The sequence below is a fragment of the Agrobacterium sp. RAC06 genome (assembly GCF_001713475.1).
Lineage (GTDB): Bacteria > Pseudomonadota > Alphaproteobacteria > Rhizobiales > Rhizobiaceae > Allorhizobium.
In genome coordinates this window covers 4,073,032-4,091,547 of the sequence record NZ_CP016499.1, presented here as the reverse complement: position 1 = coordinate 4,091,547, position 18,516 = coordinate 4,073,032, and the positions used below count along the sequence as shown (strand labels likewise).

Annotated in this window: 16 protein-coding genes and 2 pseudogenes; 9 read left to right on the top strand and 9 right to left on the bottom strand. The window is 60.6% G+C overall.

Going from position 1 to position 18,516, the window contains the following annotated elements:
- The first annotated feature begins 21 nt into the window (after positions 1 to 21).
- Together BSY240_RS19395 and BSY240_RS19390 are read left to right on the top strand one after the other, a co-directional pair.
- Positions 22 to 615: a TRAP transporter small permease subunit gene (locus BSY240_RS19395; protein ID WP_054148184.1), complete on the top strand. Its 594-nt coding sequence runs from the start codon at positions 22 to 24 to the stop codon at positions 613 to 615.
- Positions 608 to 2,431, top strand: a complete 1,824-nt coding sequence (locus tag BSY240_RS19390) for a TRAP transporter large permease (RefSeq protein ID WP_069043412.1) — start codon at positions 608 to 610, stop codon at positions 2,429 to 2,431. Before BSY240_RS19395 ends, BSY240_RS19390 begins: the two co-directional genes overlap by 8 nt.
- A 153-nt stretch (positions 2,432 to 2,584) precedes the next feature.
- On the opposite strand, the gene BSY240_RS19385 is transcribed toward BSY240_RS19390, so the two are convergent.
- The 5 genes from BSY240_RS19385 to BSY240_RS19365 form a co-directional block, all read right to left on the bottom strand.
- On the bottom strand, positions 2,585 to 3,691 hold the full coding sequence (locus tag BSY240_RS19385; RefSeq protein ID WP_054148182.1) for a TRAP transporter substrate-binding protein: 1,107 nt from the start codon (positions 3,689 to 3,691) through the stop codon (positions 2,585 to 2,587).
- 254 nt (positions 3,692 to 3,945) lie between these two features.
- Positions 3,946 to 4,425: a hypothetical protein gene (locus tag BSY240_RS19380; RefSeq protein WP_069043411.1), complete on the bottom strand. Its 480-nt coding sequence runs from the start codon at positions 4,423 to 4,425 to the stop codon at positions 3,946 to 3,948.
- A gap of 75 nt (positions 4,426 to 4,500) precedes the next feature.
- Positions 4,501 to 5,463 carry a 2-hydroxyacid dehydrogenase gene (locus BSY240_RS19375; protein WP_069043410.1) on the bottom strand — a complete coding sequence of 321 codons (963 nt, stop codon included), beginning with the start codon at positions 5,461 to 5,463 and terminating at the stop codon, positions 4,501 to 4,503.
- A 58-nt stretch (positions 5,464 to 5,521) separates the two neighbouring features.
- Positions 5,522 to 6,538, bottom strand: a complete 1,017-nt coding sequence (locus BSY240_RS19370; protein WP_054148179.1) for a LacI family DNA-binding transcriptional regulator — start codon at positions 6,536 to 6,538, stop codon at positions 5,522 to 5,524.
- Between the two features lie 76 nt (positions 6,539 to 6,614).
- A complete protein-coding gene (locus tag BSY240_RS19365; protein WP_069043409.1) occupies positions 6,615 to 7,145 on the bottom strand; it encodes a MarR family winged helix-turn-helix transcriptional regulator in 531 nt (176 codons plus the stop codon).
- A gap of 89 nt (positions 7,146 to 7,234) precedes the next feature.
- Here BSY240_RS19365 and BSY240_RS19360 point away from each other — a divergent pair, with 89 nt between their 5' ends.
- The 6 genes and pseudogenes from BSY240_RS19360 (at position 7,235) to BSY240_RS19340 (ending at position 13,148) form a co-directional block, all read left to right on the top strand.
- Positions 7,235 to 8,026, top strand: coding sequence for a creatininase family protein (locus BSY240_RS19360; protein WP_069043408.1), 792 nt, complete (start codon positions 7,235 to 7,237; stop codon positions 8,024 to 8,026).
- A 58-nt stretch (positions 8,027 to 8,084) separates the two neighbouring features.
- Positions 8,085 to 8,357 (top strand): type II toxin-antitoxin system Phd/YefM family antitoxin, encoded by a 273-nt coding sequence (locus BSY240_RS19355; RefSeq protein WP_054148176.1) that lies wholly within the window; start codon positions 8,085 to 8,087, stop codon positions 8,355 to 8,357.
- Positions 8,354 to 8,748 (top strand): annotated as a pseudogene (locus BSY240_RS23765) (type II toxin-antitoxin system VapC family toxin). Before BSY240_RS19355 ends, BSY240_RS23765 begins: the two are co-directional and overlap by 4 nt.
- 99 nt (positions 8,749 to 8,847) lie before the next feature.
- Positions 8,848 to 9,969: a CobW family GTP-binding protein gene (locus BSY240_RS19350; RefSeq protein ID WP_069043407.1), complete on the top strand. Its 1,122-nt coding sequence runs from the start codon at positions 8,848 to 8,850 to the stop codon at positions 9,967 to 9,969.
- Positions 9,970 to 10,030: 61 nt separating this feature from the next.
- Positions 10,031 to 11,017, top strand: a pseudogene (locus tag BSY240_RS19345) (WD40 repeat domain-containing protein).
- Between the two features lie 295 nt (positions 11,018 to 11,312).
- Positions 11,313 to 13,148, top strand: coding sequence for a methyl-accepting chemotaxis protein (locus tag BSY240_RS19340; protein WP_069043406.1), 1,836 nt, complete (start codon positions 11,313 to 11,315; stop codon positions 13,146 to 13,148).
- A gap of 80 nt (positions 13,149 to 13,228) precedes the next feature.
- Here BSY240_RS19340 and BSY240_RS19335 read toward each other — a convergent pair whose 3' ends face one another.
- From BSY240_RS19335 to odc2, 4 genes are all read right to left on the bottom strand, one after another.
- On the bottom strand, positions 13,229 to 13,852 hold the full coding sequence (locus tag BSY240_RS19335) for an outer membrane protein (RefSeq protein WP_150127504.1): 624 nt from the start codon (positions 13,850 to 13,852) through the stop codon (positions 13,229 to 13,231).
- A 399-nt stretch (positions 13,853 to 14,251) separates the two neighbouring features.
- Entirely contained in the window at positions 14,252 to 14,950 is a 699-nt protein-coding gene (locus tag BSY240_RS19330; protein ID WP_054148171.1) for an OmpW/AlkL family protein, read from the bottom strand.
- A 261-nt stretch (positions 14,951 to 15,211) separates the two neighbouring features.
- Positions 15,212 to 15,808, bottom strand: coding sequence for a GNAT family N-acetyltransferase (locus tag BSY240_RS19325; protein WP_054148170.1), 597 nt, complete (start codon positions 15,806 to 15,808; stop codon positions 15,212 to 15,214).
- Between the two features lie 69 nt (positions 15,809 to 15,877).
- A complete protein-coding gene (odc2, locus tag BSY240_RS19320; protein WP_054148169.1) occupies positions 15,878 to 17,011 on the bottom strand; it encodes an ornithine/lysine decarboxylase in 1,134 nt (377 codons plus the stop codon).
- A gap of 578 nt (positions 17,012 to 17,589) precedes the next feature.
- Here odc2 and BSY240_RS19315 point away from each other — a divergent pair.
- Positions 17,590 to 18,483 carry a LysR family transcriptional regulator gene (locus BSY240_RS19315; RefSeq protein ID WP_054148168.1) on the top strand — a complete coding sequence of 298 codons (894 nt, stop codon included), beginning with the start codon at positions 17,590 to 17,592 and terminating at the stop codon, positions 18,481 to 18,483.
- The last annotated feature ends 33 nt before the right edge of the window (positions 18,484 to 18,516 follow it).

Below are 18,516 nucleotides of genomic sequence, written 5' to 3'. Positions count from 1 at the left end.
GACAAGGGGAGAAAAAACACAATGACAATCCTGTTGGCTGTTTCTCGGCTGATCGACGCGATCAACGGGGCCATCGGGCGCTGGGTTTCCTGGCTGCTCCTGGCCGCCGTCCTGATCAGCGCCGGCAACGCCGTCATCCGCAAGACCTTCGACATGTCATCCAACGCTTGGCTGGAAGTACAGTGGTATCTGTTCGGCACCGTGTTCATGCTGGCCGCCGCCTACACGCTCCAGCGCAACGAGCATGTGCGAATTGACGTGCTGGCGGGCACTTTCAAGAAGCGCACACGCGACTGGATCGACCTATTCGGCCATATCTTTTTCCTGCTGCCCTTCTGCCTAATGATGACGTATTTTGCGTGGCCATTCTTCTGGCGCTCGTTTATGTCGGGCGAAATGTCCTCCAACGCTGGCGGCCTGATCATTTGGCCGGCCAAGGCCAGCATCCTTGTGGGCTTCGTTCTATTGAACCTTCAGGCGTTCTCGGAAATCATCAAGCGCTTTGCCATCATTCGTGGCGACCTCGAGGACACGACGGTCGCGTCCGGACATGGCAAACCTGATCTGCCTGCCGACGACGCTGCGAGCCAGACGAAGGGGGGCAACAATGCTTGATCTTTTCGCACACAACCTCGCGCCGATCATGTTTATCATCGTGATGGGTATGCTGCTGATCGGCTACCCGGTTGCCTTCACGCTGGCGGCCGGCGGCATCTACTTCTTCATCTTCGGTGTGGAGCTCAGCCATATCTCGCCGGAGATAAGATTGTCCTGGCCGCTGGCCCAGGCCAACATGAACCGTGTCTTTGACATCATGCGCAACGACACGCTTCTGGCCATTCCCTTCTTCACCTTCATGGGCCTGATCCTCGAGCGGTCGCGCATGGCGGAAGACCTTCTAGACACGATCGGCCAGTTGTTCGGCACAGTGCGCGGCGGCCTGGCATTCGCGGTTGTCATCGTCGGCGCGCTTCTAGCTGCAACGACCGGCGTCGTGGCAGCCTCAGTCATCGCCATGGGCCTGATCTCACTGCCCATCATGATGCGTTACAACTACAATCCAGGCCTTGCCGCGGGTACGATCGCGGCATCCGGCACCTTGGCGCAGATCGTTCCGCCTTCGCTGGTTCTGATCGTCATGGCCGACCAGCTCGGTCGCTCCGTGGGCGACATGTATGTCGGCGCCATGCTGCCAGCATTGATGCTGGTTGGCATGTATTGCCTCTACATCTTCGCGGTCACACTGATCAAACCGGAATGGGCACCCGCACTTCCTCCTGAAGCCCGCCCACTTGGTTCAGGAGGGACGTCTCTCTATTTCATCCTTCTGGCTGCGATCGGTCTCTACTTCATCAGCTATTACTTCGTGTTCACGGAGTTCCGCTACGAGACGCGCGTGGTCTGGGCAGCACTTGCAGCAACAGTCATCCCATACGTGTTTGCCCTGGCCAATCGTCATTGGAACCTGGGTTATATGTCGAAGATGGCAGAGCAGGTTGTCATTGTCCTGATCCCGCCACTTGCGCTCATCTTCCTCGTCCTCGGCACGATCTTCCTCGGCATCGCAACGCCGACAGAAGGCGGCGCCATGGGTGCTGCCGGCGCACTGATCATGGCGCTGGCAAAACGCAGACTCAACCTGAAGACCCTGATGCAGGCGCTGGACTCGACCGCGAAGCTAGCGACCTTCGTCATGTTCATCCTGATTGGTGCCCGTGTCTTCGCGCTCACCTTCTATGGGATCTCGGGCGATATCTGGGTTGAAGAACTGATGCTGGCGTTGCCGGGCGGTGAGACAGGCTTCCTGATCGTCGTGACGATCATCGTCTTCATCCTCGGATGCTTCCTCGATTTCTTCGAAATCGCATTCGTTCTGGTGCCGTTGCTGGCACCCGTGGCGGACAAGCTCGGCATCGACCTTGTCTGGTTCGGCGTATTGTTGGGGATGAACCTGCAGGTCAGCTTCCTGACGCCACCCTTCGGCTTTGCCCTCTTCTATCTGCGCTCGGTTGCACCGACCAAGGCCTGGCACGACAAGACGACCGATCGCATGATCGAACCCATCACCACGCGGTCGATCTACACAGGGACGTTGCCGTTCATCCTGATCAACATCCTCATGCTGGGCATTCTGATCGCCTTCCCCGGTCTTGTGACCCACTACAAGGCCGCGCCCGTGCAGATGAACCAGACGGACATCAACAGCCAGATCAACGATGCAGGTGGTTCCGGCTTCGGTCTGCCAGGCATGAGCCTCGATGGAGCACCTTCGCTGGGTCTTCCGGGACCCGGTGATGGCATGCCTGCGATGCCGAATTTCGGGGCTCCGACAACGCAGCCGGCCACACCACCGGCAGGAGGCACATCGCTTCCGGCCCCAGGTGGCCTGCCAGGCCCTGGCGATGCCGGCGGCCTGCCGCGGTTCGACTGAAGGCGAAGGCCTCTCAAAAATGAGACCCGGCGGAGACGCCGGGTTTTTCTTTGACCAAGCGCCGATGATCAATTGGAATGGATCACGACACAAACAAATAAGGCCCCGGGATGGACGTCCCGAGGCCTCTTAGATCAGTCTGAAGCGAAAAGCTTAGAGCTTGCCGCCGCGCTGCTGCAGCATCATGAAGGTGTCGAAGCTGTATTCGGACAGCTGGAACCACAGATAGCCGTCGCCGCGATAGCCCATGTACGAGTCATGCAGCTTCTTGAACTGCGGGTTCTCGGCGCTGATCTCCCCATAAACCTTGGTCGCCGCATCGAAGCAGGCTTCCAGGATCTCGCGGCTATAAGGACGAAGCTGAGTGCCGTCTGCGACGAGCTGCTTCAGGGCAGCCGGGTTGAGGCTGTCGTAGCGCGCCATCATCACACCGTTGGCGAGCGCAGACGCACTCTTGACGATGCCCTTGTAGTTGCTCGGCAGCTCGTTCCACTTGTCGAGATTGATCATGTTCATCAGCGTCACGCCACCTTCCCACCAGCCGGGATAGTAGCAATAGGGCGCGACCTTGTTGAAGCCGAGCTTGGCGTCGTCGTAAGGACCGACGAATTCGGCACCATCGATCGTGCCGCGTTCGAGAGCAGCGTAGATGTCACCACCCGGGATGTTCTGCGGAACGACGCCGAGTTCGGAAATGATGCGACCACCGAAGCCGCCGATGCGGAACTTCAGGCCCTGCAAGTCGGCGACCGTGTTGATTTCCTTACGGAACCAGCCACCCATCTGCGCACCGGTGTTACCAGCCGGGAAGGAGATCATGTTGTTGGCGGCATAGAATTCGTTGAGCAGGTCGAGACCGCCGCCCTCGTAGAGCCAGCCATTGGTCATGCGCTGGTTCAGGCCGAACGGAACGCCCGTGCCGAATGCCCAGCTCGGATCCTTGCCAAAGAAGTAGTAGGACGCGGTATGCGCCATTTCGATGGTGCCATCACGAACGGCATCTGCACCTTCCAGCGCACCGACGATTTCGCCAGCCCCGAAGACCTGGATCTGGAAATTGCCGTCGGTTGCTTCGTTGACGGCTGCCGCAAACACTTCGGCAGCACCATAAATGGTGTCAAGCGCCTTGGGGAAGCCCGACGAGCAGCGCCAGGTGATCTTGGGGTTTTCCTGCGCGATGGCTGGTGCTGCCAGCACGGTGGACGCAGCAGCGCCCGCACCGGCGACGCCAGCCTTCTTGATAAATGAACGACGATCCATGAACTACCTCCCACTTGTTGCCCCACCGGCGGGCATCGTCGGCCCCTCCCGGCAGCGATGCGCGAGCTAACCATTTTGTCTAAGGGGATTCAAGCGCTTGGACTCTATTCTTTTGGATGAGAGCTTTCACTTGAGCGTGCCTGTAGAGGGCAGTCGCTATGTTAGCGCGAACATGTAAAACGAGGGAAGAAAGTGCGCAACCGTAGCGCTCTACTGCGCAAGGCTACAATTTTTATGACCCGCTCCGCAAATGCTCAAGGCAACATCAGGAGCGCCAGATCTGCACCGGGTATATCCGTCACCTCGTAAGAAAAGTGCCGCCCTCGAACCAGTGTCAGCAAGATGGCTCCACCAGGATCGCTGATCGTCACACTGCCATCTTCGTGCTGGGTCCAGGTGGTTGCACGCACCAGACCAGGCCAGACCTCTTCGCAATCGGGTGGAGCGAAAAAATCGCGACTGCGACTGGTGAGAGCCGCACCCCGCTCCACCAGACAGACCGTCTTTCGTGTGAAGTTGGACACGGAAAACTGGGCCGGTGGCGAGACGGATCCCGCATGCAGCTTCGCGGCAAAGACCGACGGCGTATGGTCGGCAGGTGGAATTGTGCCGAGCACGATCGGATCGGTGGCCATTTGCGCGGAGCGCTGCGGCAGAGCCCAGATACTGACTCCGACCACCGAGACACCTGCACACAGGAGAACTGTCGCCACGATGGCGAGAGAGGACTTCATCGGAGCATCCTTCCGCTCGAGACCCCATATGGCAAGAGGATGCACCGGCAAGCTTGCGGAAGGCTGACCGCCGAATCAGCTCCTTGGATACGGCGTTTCCGGAACCGCCGTGAGCGGCCGTCCCGTGTCGAACCAGCTGACGATATTGTCGACAACAAGATCGGCCATGGCGTCACGCGTTGGCACCGAGGCCGATGCGACATGCGGCAGCAACGAGACATTCGGCAGGTCGATCAGGGCCTGGGGCACGCGAGGTTCGTCGGCAAAGACATCGAGACCGGCAGCAGCGATCGTACCGGCCTGAAGGGCGGCGATCAGCGCGGGCTCATCGACCGTCGAACCGCGACCGACATTGATGAGCACGCCGTTCGGTCCGAGCGCGGAAAGGACTTCGGCGTTGAGTGCATCCTTGGTCTCCGGCGTCGACGGGACGATGGAAATGAGCACATCGACCGCCTTCGCGAGGCCCGTCAGGGTGTCGTGATAGACGAAATCGACACCCGTGCGGGGTCGCCGCGTATGGTACGCAAGTTCGACCTTGAACGGCAGGAGACGGTTGGCAATCTCCATGCCGATCCGGCCGAGACCGTGAAGACCGACCTTGCGCCCCTTGAGCGAGAGCGGCGAGAGCGGAAAGGCCCCCTCCTTTTCCCAGCGTCCGTCACGCAGATAACGCTCGGCGAAATAGAACTGACGCATGGTATTGAGAAGCAGCGCGATCGCCGTATCTGCCACCTCATCGTTCAGCACGTCGGGCGTATTCGTAACGATCACCCCGGCAGCTGAGGCCGCCTTCACATCGACGCCGTCATATCCGACACCGAAGCTGCCGATCACCTCGAGTTTCGGCAAACGCTCGATCAGCGAAGCAGGAAATCGGCCGGAGACCACAGCGCCGCGCACTCGCTCCAGTTCACCCGCATCCGCCTCGGCGGCAGTGGCATCAGAGATTTCCAAAAGATCGAATCGATCCGAAAGACGGGCGCGGACGCGTGAATGAATGCGGCCTGGAATGAGCACGAGGGGGCGACCGGACATGGCTGTCTCCTTGGAGGGCGAGGATCATGGACGAGCGGCCTTGAAGCCGCCTCGGGGATCACCGACGGATCGGGCCGGTCGATTGGCGAATGCGCATCTCGGGCTTGATCAGGTGGATGCCGTCAGGCTCATGACTGCCGGCAAGCTTGTCGAGCAGCGCCCGCGCGGCAAGCCGCCCGACCTCCGCCTGACCGTTCCAGACGGTTGTCAGGGATGGCGTGGCGATCGAGGCTTCCTCGAGGTCGTCATAGCCGGTGACCGAGATGTCCTGGCCGGGGATGAGACCGGCACGGGCAATGCCGTTCATCAACCCGATGGCGACGAGATCGTTCCAGCAGACGGCAGCCGTCGGCTTTTGCGGAAGCGACAGAAAGTTCACCGCCGCCTCGAAACCACCCTGCTTGGTGCGGGGGCCCGGGATGCGCAGGCCGGGATCGACTTCGATACCCGCCTTACGGAGAGCGTTCACATAGCCCTGGTAACGGTCACGCCCCGTCGATGTCTGGTCGGTGCCGCCGATCATGGCAATCGAGCGATGGCCAAGGCCAATCAGATGGTTGGTGGCCAGCGAAATGCCGTAACTGTCGTCGCCGCGATAGATCGGCACATCGAGCCCATCCATCGAGCGGGCGATGAAGATCGCCGGCATGCTGTTATTCTCGGCGAGCAACACGTCTTCCGGCGGCGTGCCGATGGCTGGCGACATGATCACCCCGTCGCCGCCAAGCTGCAGCAGCGTCTCGATGAACATGCGTTGCTTCTCGACGCTGTCGTAGTGGTTCGAAAGAATGAAGGTGTGTCGGCTGCGATCGAGTTCGGTCTCAATGGCTTTCAGGATTTCGCCGTAGAACGGGTTCATGATGTCATGCACGACGACACCGATGATCCCGGAGCGGGAGGTGCGAAGGCTCGCAGCACGGCGGTTGTAGATATAACCGAGAGCGCGCGCCTGCTCCTTGATCTTCTCCCGAGTGTCCGCCGCGACGAGCGGGCTGTCACGCAGGGCAAGCGAAATGGTCGCAGTGGAGAGACCAAGCGTTTCCGCAATGGTCGAAAGCTTTACCTTTTGTGCCACGTTTCCTCCCTCGCAGCAGGCCGGTGGGCGCTCGACCGCCCTTAAAAGATTTAATTAAACAATTTAATTGGCGATTTCAATCACCGTCATCGTCCGCATGATCAGCTGACCGCATGCCGCTCTGACCCGAGAGATTACCCTCGATGGCCGCCAGCAGCTTGACCAGGATCTTCACTTCCTTGCCCGACAGGCCCTGGAGGGCATGAGCCTCGCAGGCAACCGTCACCGCCGCGATCTGAGCCACGCTGCCGCGCCCCTCGTCGGTGAGATAGACCTTGGTCAGGCGTCCGTCTCGATCGTCGGTACGGCGCATGACGAAGCCCTGCGCCTCCATCCGCCCGATGGTGCGGGTCATGGTGGGCGCTTTGACACCGAGCTGATGGGCAAGCGCACCCGGCGTCTGGCCGTCCTCCTGCGCGAGAAGTTGCACAACGCCATCCTGGCCCGGATATAGCCCGCTTTCGGCAAGCCCATGGGAAAGCCGGGTTCGCAAAGCACGTGCGACCTGGGTCATGGCACCACTGAGCACACCCGAAGCCGGCGGCTCCTTCTTCTTGCTCTTCTTCTTTTCACCGCGGTCCTTGTCGGCCTTGTCCTTTTTCGCCATGACTCTCCCCGGTCGACAAACGCTACGGCCCTCACTGCAATCCGCCGCGACGGCTGCCATGCATAACGAAGATGATGAGGTTAGACCAGATGGCGAAGCCAGCCCTGTCGTTCGCGGACAACGATCCCCGGCTGAAAGCCGATGACCGGCGCGACTGGATTGCCGTCCTGCCGCTCGGCGCACACGAGCAGCACGGCCCTCACCTGCCCTTCGAGACCGACACGATCATCGCTGAAGGCATCATGCGCCGTGTCGCCGATGCCCTGCCTCCGCATCTGCCTGTCACCATCCTGCCGGCGGAGCCCGTCGGCTACTCGATCGAACACATGCATGTCGAAGGCAGCCGAACACTCACCTATGACGAGGCGATCATCCGCTGGCTCGGGATCGCCGAAGATCTGAACCGCCAGGGCATTCGCAAACTGGTGCTGATGAACGCCCATGGTGGCAATTCCCCGCTGCTGACGATTGTCGCAACCGAAGCACGGGTTCGCTTCAACATGCTGGTGGTCGCAACAAGCTGGACACGCTTCGGCCAGCCGGACGGCTGGATTGCACCCGAGGCAAAGGCGGTCGACATCCACGGCGGAGACATCGAGACATCGGTAATGCTGGCGCTCGCACCGGATCGGGTGGACATGACGAAAGCAGAGAGCTTCCCCTCCCGGCAATCCGATTTCGCCGCCCGCTTCCGCCATCTGCGCGCCTATGGTCCCCATGCCTTCGGCTGGAAGATGTCGGATCTCAACTCACAGGGTGTGGCCGGCAATGCGGCGGCAGCGACGGCAGAGAAGGGGGAACGATTGCTGGCCCATTCGGTCGCAGGCCTTCTCGATCTACTGGATGACGTGCACAGGTTCGATACTGCAACATTGACGTGAGCTTGCAGGGCCGACAGGGAAGGCGCATATTGGTCAAGAGAGAGCGTGAGGAAGAAGCATGCGTGTTTCCATGGAGCAGGCAGCCGCGCGGGTCGAAGAACTTGTAGAGCGAGCCGAACGCGGAGAGCCCGTTATCATCACCCGCGACGGGCAGGATGCTGTCGTCTTGCAACCGATCGAATCGACCGGCCGACGTCCTGCGCTAACTCTCGAGGAACGACGGGCCATTCTCGAAGAGATCATGGCCAAGGCCCCTCGCCCGGTTCCAGGTGAGCCGCTCGCTGACAGGAGTCACGACTTTCTGTACGATGAAAACGGTCTTCCGACGTGATCGCACTCGACACATCTGCACTGATTGCCATCATAAAGAATGAAGCGACTGCTAAGGCCTGTGCAGCAGTTCTGGAAACCCCAAACAGTCGCCTAGTGTTGTCAGCTGGCACGCTGCTCGAACTGAAAATCGTGGCTCTTCAAAAAAATTGTACGGATGAATTGTCGCGACTGATTGCATCCCTCAATGTCGAGATCATCGACCTGACGGCTTCCCGCGCGGAGCTCGCTGCCGCAGCCTACCAACGCTTCGGCAAAGGCATCACCCGGCCTCGCTCAACTTCGGCGATTGCTTTTCCTATGCCACCGCCAAGGAGTTCGACTGCCCGCTTCTCTATGTCGGAGACGACTTCACACGCACCGATGTCCGCTCGGCGCTGGCCGCCGCCTGAGCCGTACGAAAGCCTTTGAACTGGCAAGACGGAACGCCTATATGGGGGTAACACCATTACAGCCGCATCGTCCGGCGCCCCCTGACACCAGAGGCTTTCATGACCGAAGCATCCGCGAAACCGACACCCGTCACCGTGCTCACCGGCTATCTCGGCGCCGGCAAGACGACGCTGCTCAATCGAATCCTCTCCGAAAACCACGGCAAGAAATACGCCGTCATCGTCAATGAATTCGGCGAGATCGGCATCGACAACGACCTGATCGTCGAGTCGGACGAAGAAATCTACGAAATGAACAATGGCTGCGTTTGCTGCACGGTGCGCGGTGACCTGATCCGTGTGGTGGAAGGCCTGATGCGCCGCCCCGGCCGCTTCGATGGCATCATCGTCGAGACGACGGGCTTGGCCGATCCGGTACCGGTTGCCCAGACCTTTTTCATGGACGATGACGTCCGCTCCAAGACGGAGCTCGATGCCGTGGTCGCCCTGGTCGATGCGAAGCACCTGCCGCTGCGCCTGAAGGACAGCCGCGAGGCAGAAGATCAGATCGCCTTTGCCGACGTCGTCGTCATCAACAAGGCCGATCTCGTCACCCATGACGAGTTGCACCAGATCGAGCACATCGTGCGCGCAATCAATCCGTCCGCCCGCATCTATTCGACCACCCGTTCAGGCGTCGATCTCGCCAAGGTGCTCGATCAGGGCGCCTTCAATCTCGAGCGCGCGCTGGAAAACGATCCGCATTTCCTCGACCATGACGAACCGGACCATGTCTGCGGCCCGGATTGCGGCCATGACCATCATGATCACGGGCATGACCACCACCATCATGACCATGGCCACGATCATCATGCGCATGATCATGGTCATGACCACGGGCATCACCACCACGATCACGCCCCCTCCCCGATCCATGACGTGACCGTGGTCTCTGTCTCGCTTCGCGGCGGCGAGATGAACCCTGACCGCTTCTTCCCCTGGATCCAGAAGGTGACCCAGACGCAAGGCCCGAACATCCTGCGCCTGAAAGGCATCATCGCCTTCAAGGGCGACGAGGAGCGTTATGTCGTCCAGGGCGTGCACATGATCGTCGAGGGCGATCACCAGCGTCCATGGAAGGATGGCGAGAAGCGGGAGAGCCGCCTTGTCTTCATCGGCCGTGAACTCGACCGCGAAAAGCTGGAAGCCAGCTTCAAGGCCTGCGAAGCCGCCTCTGCCTGAACGGGGCTTTCACGCCCCGCCGCCTGTCCGTACCGTTCTGCCTGAAAGAAAGCCTGTCCGTATGCCCACTGTTGCACCGCTCGATATCGAAGGCCACGTTGTCTCGACCCATTTTCTCGGTGACATCCCGGTCTTCGCCGCTGCGAGCGGTGCCATTCACCGGCTGGATGGCGGCGAGAAGGTGACGGAGGCGAATGCCGGACTGCTGACCTGCGTCAAGGATTCGGCAAGCCAGACCCTGCTCACCGGTGGCGAAGACGGCCGCGTGCTGCGCATCGCCCATGACGGCACGGTTACCGAAATCGCCCATGTTCCGCGCAAGTGAATTTCGGTCGTCGCACCCGGTCCCCAAGGCGCGGTCGCCTATGCCTATGGCAAGTCGACTTTCGTGCGGCTTGCCGATGGCACGACGAAGGAATTCACCGAAGAGCGTACTGTCGAGGCCGTCGATTTCGCCCCCAAGGGTCTGCGTATCGCGGTTGCCCGCTATAACGGCGTCACTTTGCACTGGGTCGGGACCGCAGGCGCGCCCGTCGATCTCGACTGGAAGGGCGCGCATACGGGCGTGACCTTCTCGCCCGATGGCCGCTTCGTCGTCACCATGATGCAGGAATCGGCGCTGCATGGCTGGAAGCTCGACGGCAAAGCCGCCGACACCCGCCATATGCGAATGACCGGCTATCCCGCCAAGGTCAAATCCCTTTCCTGGTCACCGAAGGGCAAGTGGCTCGCCTCGTCAGGCGCACCGGCTGCAATCGTCTGGCCATTCTCCGGCAAGGACGGCCCGATGGGCAAGGCTCCGCTCGAACTCGGCACCCGCGCCAACATTCTCGTTACCCAGGTCGCCTTCCACCCAATCGAAGAGGTTCTGGCGATCGGGTTCATCGACGGCATGATCCTTGCCGTGCGCATCGCCGATGGCAAGGAGGCGCTGTTGCGCCGTCCCGGCAGGGGTGCAGTGACCTCACTTGCCTGGAGCAGCACAGGCAAACTCCTCGCCTTCGCTTCCGAGGCGGGTGATTGTGGCGTCATCGACATCACCGGCTGATTGCCGAGGCAACACCTCAAAGCGCTTTAGTTGCGTGTACGCGTGGGAAAAATCACGCCTAGCGGTAAAGTTTGCGAAAATTCGCACTATACCGTTCACGATGCGCTTACCTTAACCATGCGGTAGCAATTGCCTCCCTATTTTCGGGGAGGACGAGCGAGAGACAACAAAGCCGCGTCTCGTCTGACTGCAACAATTCTCCGCAGCCCATCCCAATTTCTCTTCAACCACGGCATCCTGCCGAGGCGCAGACGCATGCGCCTGTCCGGCGGGCGGATTTGCAAACGGACGCAACATGTATCTCAACCTAAAAATCGTGGTGACGGCAGCGGGTCTTGCCCTTGCCGCCGGCATCGTCGCCGTCGCTGGCGTGGGTGCACAGACGCTGCAGACGCTCAAGGTCAACGGGCCGATCTATAAAGAGATCGTCGACGGCAAGGACTTGATCGCCGACATCCTTCCTCCGCCGCTATACCTGATTGAATCCTACGCGCTCGCCAACGAGGTCTTCATCCATCCCGACACTGCAGCGGTCAACGTGCCCCGCTTCGACGTACTGAAGGCGCTCTACGACGAGCGACGCGAATACTGGAAGAACTCCACCCTGCCAGACGCACTGCGCGCAAAGCTCTACGACGAAGTCATCGCCAAGGGCGATCGCTACTGGAGCACGCTTCAAAATGACCTGAAGCCCGCTCTTTCGGCCGCCGATGGCAGCGCTGTCACGCCGATCCTGTCGAAACTCAAGGTCGAATTCCACGATCACGAGACCTCCGTAAACCAGCTCGTGACAATGGCGAGCGATTACCTTGTCAGTCGCGAATCCTATGCGGCCGCAGAAACGTCCAGCCGTGAGCTTCTCCTGCTGACGCTCGGCCTGCTGCTCATCACGACTGCGCTCGGCAGCGTCTACTTCATCCACCGCCGCGCACTGAAACCGCTTGGGGAAATCACCGATTTCATGACCAACATGGCAGGCGGCGATTTCACCGCCACCGTTCCCCATGCACGCAGAAAGGACGAAATCGGCCATATCGCGGCAGCCGTCGAGGTCTTCCGTCAGGCTGGCCTCGAAAATCAGCGCCTGCAATCCGAAACCGAAACCGCCCGCGCCGAGGTGGACCGCGAGCGGGCTCTGCGCGACAAGGACCGGATGATCGAGGCCGAGGCCCTGCGCTTTGTCATCGAGGCCTTGGGCGCAGGCCTTCATCGCCTTGCCGAATGCAACATTCGCCTGACGTTGGACGATGCCTTCGATCCGCGCTTCGAGCCACTCCGCCACGACTTCAATCACTCCATCGCAACCTTCCAGACGACCTTGGAAAAGGTCATGGAGGAGACCCGCCGCCTGCTGGAGAACAGCCAGGAAATGCGAGAGGCCTCGGCCAACCTTGCAAACCGGACCGAGCAGCAAGCGGCAGCCCTCGAAGAAACATCCACTGCCCTTGAACAGGTAACCGCCACCGTGCGTCTCTCCGCCCAGCGCACCAGCGATACGCGTGAACTGGTAAGAGAGGCGAAAAACTGTGCCATGGCCTCAGGAGGTGTTGTTCGCTCCGCCGTGTCTGCCATGGAGCGGATCGAAACCGCCTCTGCCGAGATCGGCCAGATCATCGGCGTCATCGACGAAATCGCCTTCCAGACAAACCTTTTGGCGCTGAACGCCGGTGTGGAGGCGGCGCGCGCAGGCGAAGCCGGCAAGGGCTTTGCGGTCGTCGCCCAGGAGGTACGGGAACTGGCGCAACGCTCGGCAAACGCTGCACGCGACATCAAGGGGCTAATCCAGAAGTCGAGCGTCGAAGTGTCTTCCGGTGTCCAGCTGGTCGGCGAAACCGGCCACGTACTCGATCAGATCGGCGATTTCGTCAGCCGTATCGACAGCAATGTCGATGCGATCGCAACCGCTGCCCGGGAACAGGCAACCGGTCTTCAGGAAATCGGTCAAGCCATCAACAGCATCGACCAGATGACGCAGCAGAACGCCGCCATGGTCGAGGAAACCACTGCCATCGGTCATACGCTGGCAGACGGCGCGGTCTTGCTGACGACCCTCGTCAATCGTTTTGAACTCAATCGCCGCACCGAAATCAGGGACGCAAACGCCAGGACACTCGAACATCGGGCCGCTTGAGCCGGCGAGGTCTAGCCCCAACAAAAAACGCCCGGCCGTCCAAAGGAACGGCCGGGCGCTTTATCAATGGATCGATCAGATCAGAACTTGACTGCGAGACCGACGTTGACCGTGTGCTGGTTGAAGTCGACGTTACGACCGCCAACGTTGCCATCGCCGAAATCATTGTAACGATATTCAACGCGGGTGAACATGCGGTCAGTCAGGGCGTAGTCGACGCCACCACCGACGGTCCAGCCGTGGAGCGTGTCGTCGCCGCCGGGGCCTTCAAGGTTGGTGCCGGTGTAACCACCCGCCGCGAACAGAAGCGCGCGATCCATAGCGTAGCCGATACGGGCGCGGGTCGACCAGTTCAGGCCGGTTTCGAAGTCACCGACGCCAGCGACAGTTTCCTCGTTCCAGTCGTAGTTCAGGTCGCCCTCGAGACCGACAACGAGCTGGTTGCCGAGATCCCAGTTGTAGCCAACGAAGCCGCCGAAGCGCGCGCCGTCGAAATCAGCGTTGCCGGCACCGGCAACGTCCGCGTCACCCCAACCGTAGCCGGTGAGGATACCTGCATAGCCACCTGCCCAGGAAAACTGCGGCGCGGTTTCGATGGCAGCCATCGGCGGTTCAGCCGGAGCTTCGTAGATGGCGTCAGCCGCGAAAGCGGAGGTCGAAATCGCCAGAGCGGCGGCAGATCCGAGAAGGATGCTCTTCATCATGTTTTTAACTCCTGTGTTACAAGGTCGCTTATAACGCCATCTCTGGTTAATGTATGTGATGATTATACAACATAACCACCTAAACCTATCCGGCGTATTTGTTCCCGCCCGTGCGAAATTTTTCGCGCCGGACCCCGCAGCAAGAAGCGATGAACGAGAAGATAGTTCCCGCTCATGGCGGAAAAAAGGACGGCTCTTGTCAGGACTGTGTGAGGAGTGCGTGCGTTTTGCCACACCAAATTCCGCAGGAGTCGCCACCGGATCTGCCCCAGACACTAGGGCTCCCATCCCGGACTACATTTGCGGATGACATGCGAGATCGTTTTGGGGTGTTGAGGGCGAGCTCTCTGGCCCGCCCCTTTTCAAGGATGCCGCATCCGGACCGGATGCGGTTTCCGTTCAGAACCTGTAGGTGATACCCGCGCCGATCAGCCACGGATCGAGCTTGGCCTTGCCGGAGTAATTGGTACCGCCGATGGTCGCGTCGAAGTCGGCCTTCAGGAACAGCTTCTTGACATCGAAGTTGACGCCCCAATGTTCGTTGATCATGTAGTCGGCCCCGACCTGCAGCGCCGTGCCGAAGGTGTTCTTGACGTCGAGCGCGGTCGCTGCATCGCCCTTCTGGCTGTAGAACATGGTGTAGTTGACGCCGGCACCGACATAGGGCTTGAACGCGCCGAAATCGGTAAAGTGGTACTGCAGCGTCAGTGTCGGCGGCAGAAGCCAGCTCTTGCCGACCTTGCCGACAGCAGCCAGGCTCCCCTCCGCGTAGATGTTCGAATAGGTCGTGCCGAGGATCAGTTCGGCGGCAAAATTGTCGGTCAGATAATAGGTGATGTCGAGTTCGGGGATCACGCTGTCACTGTAGGATAAATCCGAACCGCCAACGCCGTTCACCGAACCCGAATCATTGGTGATGACTCCGAGACCGCGCACGCGGACCTGCCAGGGGCTTGGCGCGGCCAACGCCTCGGTCGCCGCTTCCGGTGCCGGCTCCATAAGCGGCGCTATGTCCGCCGCGAAGACTGCCGGGGCAAGCAGCAACAGTGTGGCGGTCGTGGCAAGAGCGCGGGTCGAGGCAGTCCGGACGGTGGTCATCATTCTCTCCTTGAAACAACTGGTGGCGTGGAGCCGACGCCAACTAGCAGCCCGGAAGAGACGAGTATCTTGAGCCAGATCAATAGGTTAGCTCTCGACTATATAAAACAACCATCGCCGCAGCGACTGTGACCGGCGCGACACAACCAGAGTTGACGATTGAAAACCCACCTGAGGCCCTGCCAGAGCAGAGCGCAAAGCAAAGGGCCCGGCGCGACGAATCGCGGCCGGGCCCTTCAGCAAGCATCCGGGAACCTTCAATCAGGCTGCGCGGCGCGAGACCATCGGCTGTGACAGCTTGCGACCGGACGCGACCACCATGCCGGCAGCTCCTTCGAGCCAGCCGGGCACGAGTTCCAGCGCCAGGAAGCGGTCACGCGCAAACGGACCCGGCATCACCAGATGCTGCGTCTTGTCGGCGAAGAAGCCGAAACGCTCGTAGTAAGGCGCGTCACCCACGAGAAGCACGGCGCCATGGCCGCGCTTGCGGGCCTCAAGAAGCGCAGCCCGCATCAGTGCCGCTCCAATCCCCTTGCCCTCATGGGCGCAGTCGACGGCAAGCGGACCGAGCAGCAGCGCGTCGATTGCCTGGCCTTCACGGCTGACGCCGGCCTCGATACTCCAAAGACGCACGGTTCCGATGACGTGGCCAGCCCGATCGCGGGCGACGAGTGCCAGCCCTTCGGCTGGAATGCGACCACTGCGAATCTTCTCCGACGACTTCTTGCGGCGGTCGCGGCCCATGGTGCGGTCAAGCAGCGCTTCGCGCGCGACCACGTCGGCCGGCGTTTCATGATCGATGACAAATGCAGGCGCCGGCGCAAAAAGCGCGCGCATGCTTTCCAGAACAGCGGCCATTCTGGCCTCCCATCCCAAGCGATGACGATAATTGTGAGGGTCCGCGCCGGTTGGCCGGCGCGGGAGACGTCAGATGACGTAAGACTTCAGCGGGTCGAAGCCGTTGAACGCCACCGCCGAGTAGGTGGTGGTGTAGGCGCCGGTACCCTCGATCAGAACCTCATCGCCGATCGAAAGCGAGATCGGCAGCGGATACATGTTCTTCTCATAGAGCACATCGGCGGAATCGCAGGTCGGACCGGCGAGAACGCATGGCGCCATGTCGTCGGCGTCACGGACGGTGCGGATCGGGTAACGGATCGCTTCGTCCATGGTTTCGGCGAGACCGCCGAACTTGCCGATGTCGAGGAACACCCAGCGATGCTCGTCATTGTCAGACTTCTTCGAGATCAGAACGACTTCCGCCTTGATCACGCCAGCATTGCCGACCATGCCGCGGCCCGGCTCGATGATGGTCTGCGGGATGTTGTTGCCGAAGTGCTTCTTCAGCGACGCGTTGATCGCCTGACCATAAGCTTCTGCCGACGGGATGTCGCGCAGGTACTTGGTCGGGAAACCACCACCCATGTTGACCATCTTCAAGACGATGCCCTGCTTGGCGAGCGAGTTGAACACGCGCTTCGCATCGGCAAGGGCGCCGTCCCAGGCATCGACCTTGGTCATCTGCGAACCGACATGGAACGAGACGCCGAAGGATTCCAGCCCGAGCTGGTGTGCATAGACGAGCACGTCGACGGCCATCTGCGGCACGCAGCCGAACTTGCGGGAAAGCGGCCATTCGGCGCCTTCACCATCCGTGAGGACGCGGCAGAACACACGAGCGCCAGGAGCGGCACGCGCGATCTTCTCGACTTCCTCATGGCTGTCGACGGCATAGAGGTTGACGCCGAGTGCGAAGGCACGCGCAATGTCGCGCTCCTTCTTGATGGTGTTGCCAAACGAGATGCGCGAAGCATCTGCACCGGCATCGAGCGCCATCTGGATCTCGGCAACGGAAGCGCAGTCGAAGTTCGAGCCCAGCGAGGCCAGGAGCTGGAGGATCTCCGGCGCCGGGTTCGCCTTGACTGCGTAGTAGATGGCGCTGTCCGGCAGGGCATGACGGAAGGCACCGAAATTGTCGCGCACGACGTCGAGGTCGACCACGAGGCAGGGACCTTCGGGACGTCGGGTGTTGATGAAGTCGAGGATGCGAGCAGTGGTCATCGGTCTAACCCTTCCAAAATTCCAAGGATGTCCGAAGCTGCCAAGCTTCGGGTGGACAAAGGACGGCGAGACATCGCTCGAAACCAGTCGGTGGAGACACCGGTACCGTACGAACGCTCGACGCGCGAAACGATGGATCGACGCACTCTGGAACGAGCACATTAATCCGCTTTGTCTGCCATGGATTGGAGGGAGACCCTACCGCACTTCCGGCAATGATGGTGTGCCTCTGAAGTAACTCCAGCTGATGGAAAGCCGGAAGAGACTAGAAAGGCCCGCACCGTCGTTGCTTCGTATGTCCTCGCATTTTCCGGTTGGCCGGAATAGCGACTGGAGGGGTTAGTTCCAGGTACCTTACCGATAACCTCACCTTAGGGATAAATCCCAGTTCGAGGGTCGGCGGACACACACGGGCACGTGCGACTTTGGGCTGAGCAGGAGATAAGAAATGTCCTTGTCATAATCAAGAGAATTTTTGAGGCCGCACGGAAGTTTTTTCGCGGTTTCTGCGGCAGCTATTGAACGAAGCGTGCGCTTTGTTCACAATCCGGCAACTTTGCGAGGGGAATGGGACGAGAATGGACACGCTGACGCGCATCAGAGCCTTCATCGACGTGGTGGAAGCAGAGGGTTTTTCCGCTGCCGCCCGCAAGACGGGCCGCTCAAAGGCACTTTTGTCCAAGTATGTCCGGGAGTTGGAGGATGAACTCGGCGCCCTCCTGCTCAATCGCACCACCCGGCAGTTCTCGCTGACCGAAGCCGGCCACACCTATTTTCGCACCGCCGCTGACATCCTGAAGGAGATCGACAACCTTGCAGACCTGGTGCGCGAGAACAATGCCGACCTCAAGGGCAAGCTCAAGGTCACCGTTCCCCGCACCTTCATCGATGCCGATGTCGGGCAGTCGCTGATCGATTTCGCCAGGGAGAACCCGCAGCTCTCGCTCGAAATCGTCGCGGAAGACCGATTCGTCGACCTGATCGAGGAGGGCTTCGACCTCGGCATCCGAATCACCAAGCTTGACGATTCCGGCATGATCGCCCGCAAGCTCTCCGACTTCCGCGTCTATGCCTGCGCGACACCCGCCTTCATCGCGGAAAACGGCCCGCTGGTGCATCCGAGCGAGTTGTCACGCATCCCCTTCCTGATCGATACCAATTCACGCTCCCACAACAGCCTGCGCTTCATGGAGGCGGATGGCGACATGATCTCGGTCAACGTTTCGGGCCCCATCGAGGTCAACAGCCCGCTGGCGACCCTGCGCGCTGCACGGGCCGGAATGGGCGTCGCCATGATCCCCGACTTCATTGCCCGCCCCTATCTGGCGTCGGGCGAACTGGTCTCGCTCTTCGACGACTTCATCGCCAAGGACCGCGGCATCTACGCCGTCTATCCGCACCGCCGTTACCTGCCGGCCAAGGTCCGCGCCTTCGTCGACTACCTTCACGCATGGTTCAAGCGCTACTCCTGAGCCGTGAGCGCCACATCGGGTCCCACTTTTGTC

What these genes read in the sequence shown, in the direction of transcription:
- BSY240_RS19390 (WP_069043412.1), top strand. Translation starts at nt 608, where the DNA reads ATGCTTGATCTTTTCGCACACAACCTCGCGCCGATCATGTTTATCATC.
- odc2 (WP_054148169.1), bottom strand. Translation starts at nt 17,011, where the DNA reads ATGACCACTGCTCGCATCCTCGACTTCATCAACACCCGACGTCCCGAA.
- BSY240_RS19330 (WP_054148171.1), bottom strand. Translation starts at nt 14,950, where the DNA reads ATGACCACCGTCCGGACTGCCTCGACCCGCGCTCTTGCCACGACCGCC.
- BSY240_RS19360 (WP_069043408.1), top strand. Translation starts at nt 7,235, where the DNA reads ATGGCGAAGCCAGCCCTGTCGTTCGCGGACAACGATCCCCGGCTGAAA.
- BSY240_RS19365 (WP_069043409.1), bottom strand. Translation starts at nt 7,145, where the DNA reads ATGGCGAAAAAGGACAAGGCCGACAAGGACCGCGGTGAAAAGAAGAAG.
- BSY240_RS19355 (WP_054148176.1), top strand. Translation starts at nt 8,085, where the DNA reads ATGCGTGTTTCCATGGAGCAGGCAGCCGCGCGGGTCGAAGAACTTGTA.
- BSY240_RS19335 (WP_150127504.1), bottom strand. Translation starts at nt 13,852, where the DNA reads ATGATGAAGAGCATCCTTCTCGGATCTGCCGCCGCTCTGGCGATTTCG.
- BSY240_RS19315 (WP_054148168.1), top strand. Translation starts at nt 17,590, where the DNA reads ATGGACACGCTGACGCGCATCAGAGCCTTCATCGACGTGGTGGAAGCA.
- BSY240_RS19380 (WP_069043411.1), bottom strand. Translation starts at nt 4,425, where the DNA reads ATGAAGTCCTCTCTCGCCATCGTGGCGACAGTTCTCCTGTGTGCAGGT.
- BSY240_RS19340 (WP_069043406.1), top strand. Translation starts at nt 11,313, where the DNA reads ATGTATCTCAACCTAAAAATCGTGGTGACGGCAGCGGGTCTTGCCCTT.
- BSY240_RS19375 (WP_069043410.1), bottom strand. Translation starts at nt 5,463, where the DNA reads ATGTCCGGTCGCCCCCTCGTGCTCATTCCAGGCCGCATTCATTCACGC.
- BSY240_RS19395 (WP_054148184.1), top strand. Translation starts at nt 22, where the DNA reads ATGACAATCCTGTTGGCTGTTTCTCGGCTGATCGACGCGATCAACGGG.
- BSY240_RS19325 (WP_054148170.1), bottom strand. Translation starts at nt 15,808, where the DNA reads ATGGCCGCTGTTCTGGAAAGCATGCGCGCGCTTTTTGCGCCGGCGCCT.
- BSY240_RS19350 (WP_069043407.1), top strand. Translation starts at nt 8,848, where the DNA reads ATGACCGAAGCATCCGCGAAACCGACACCCGTCACCGTGCTCACCGGC.
- BSY240_RS19385 (WP_054148182.1), bottom strand. Translation starts at nt 3,691, where the DNA reads ATGGATCGTCGTTCATTTATCAAGAAGGCTGGCGTCGCCGGTGCGGGC.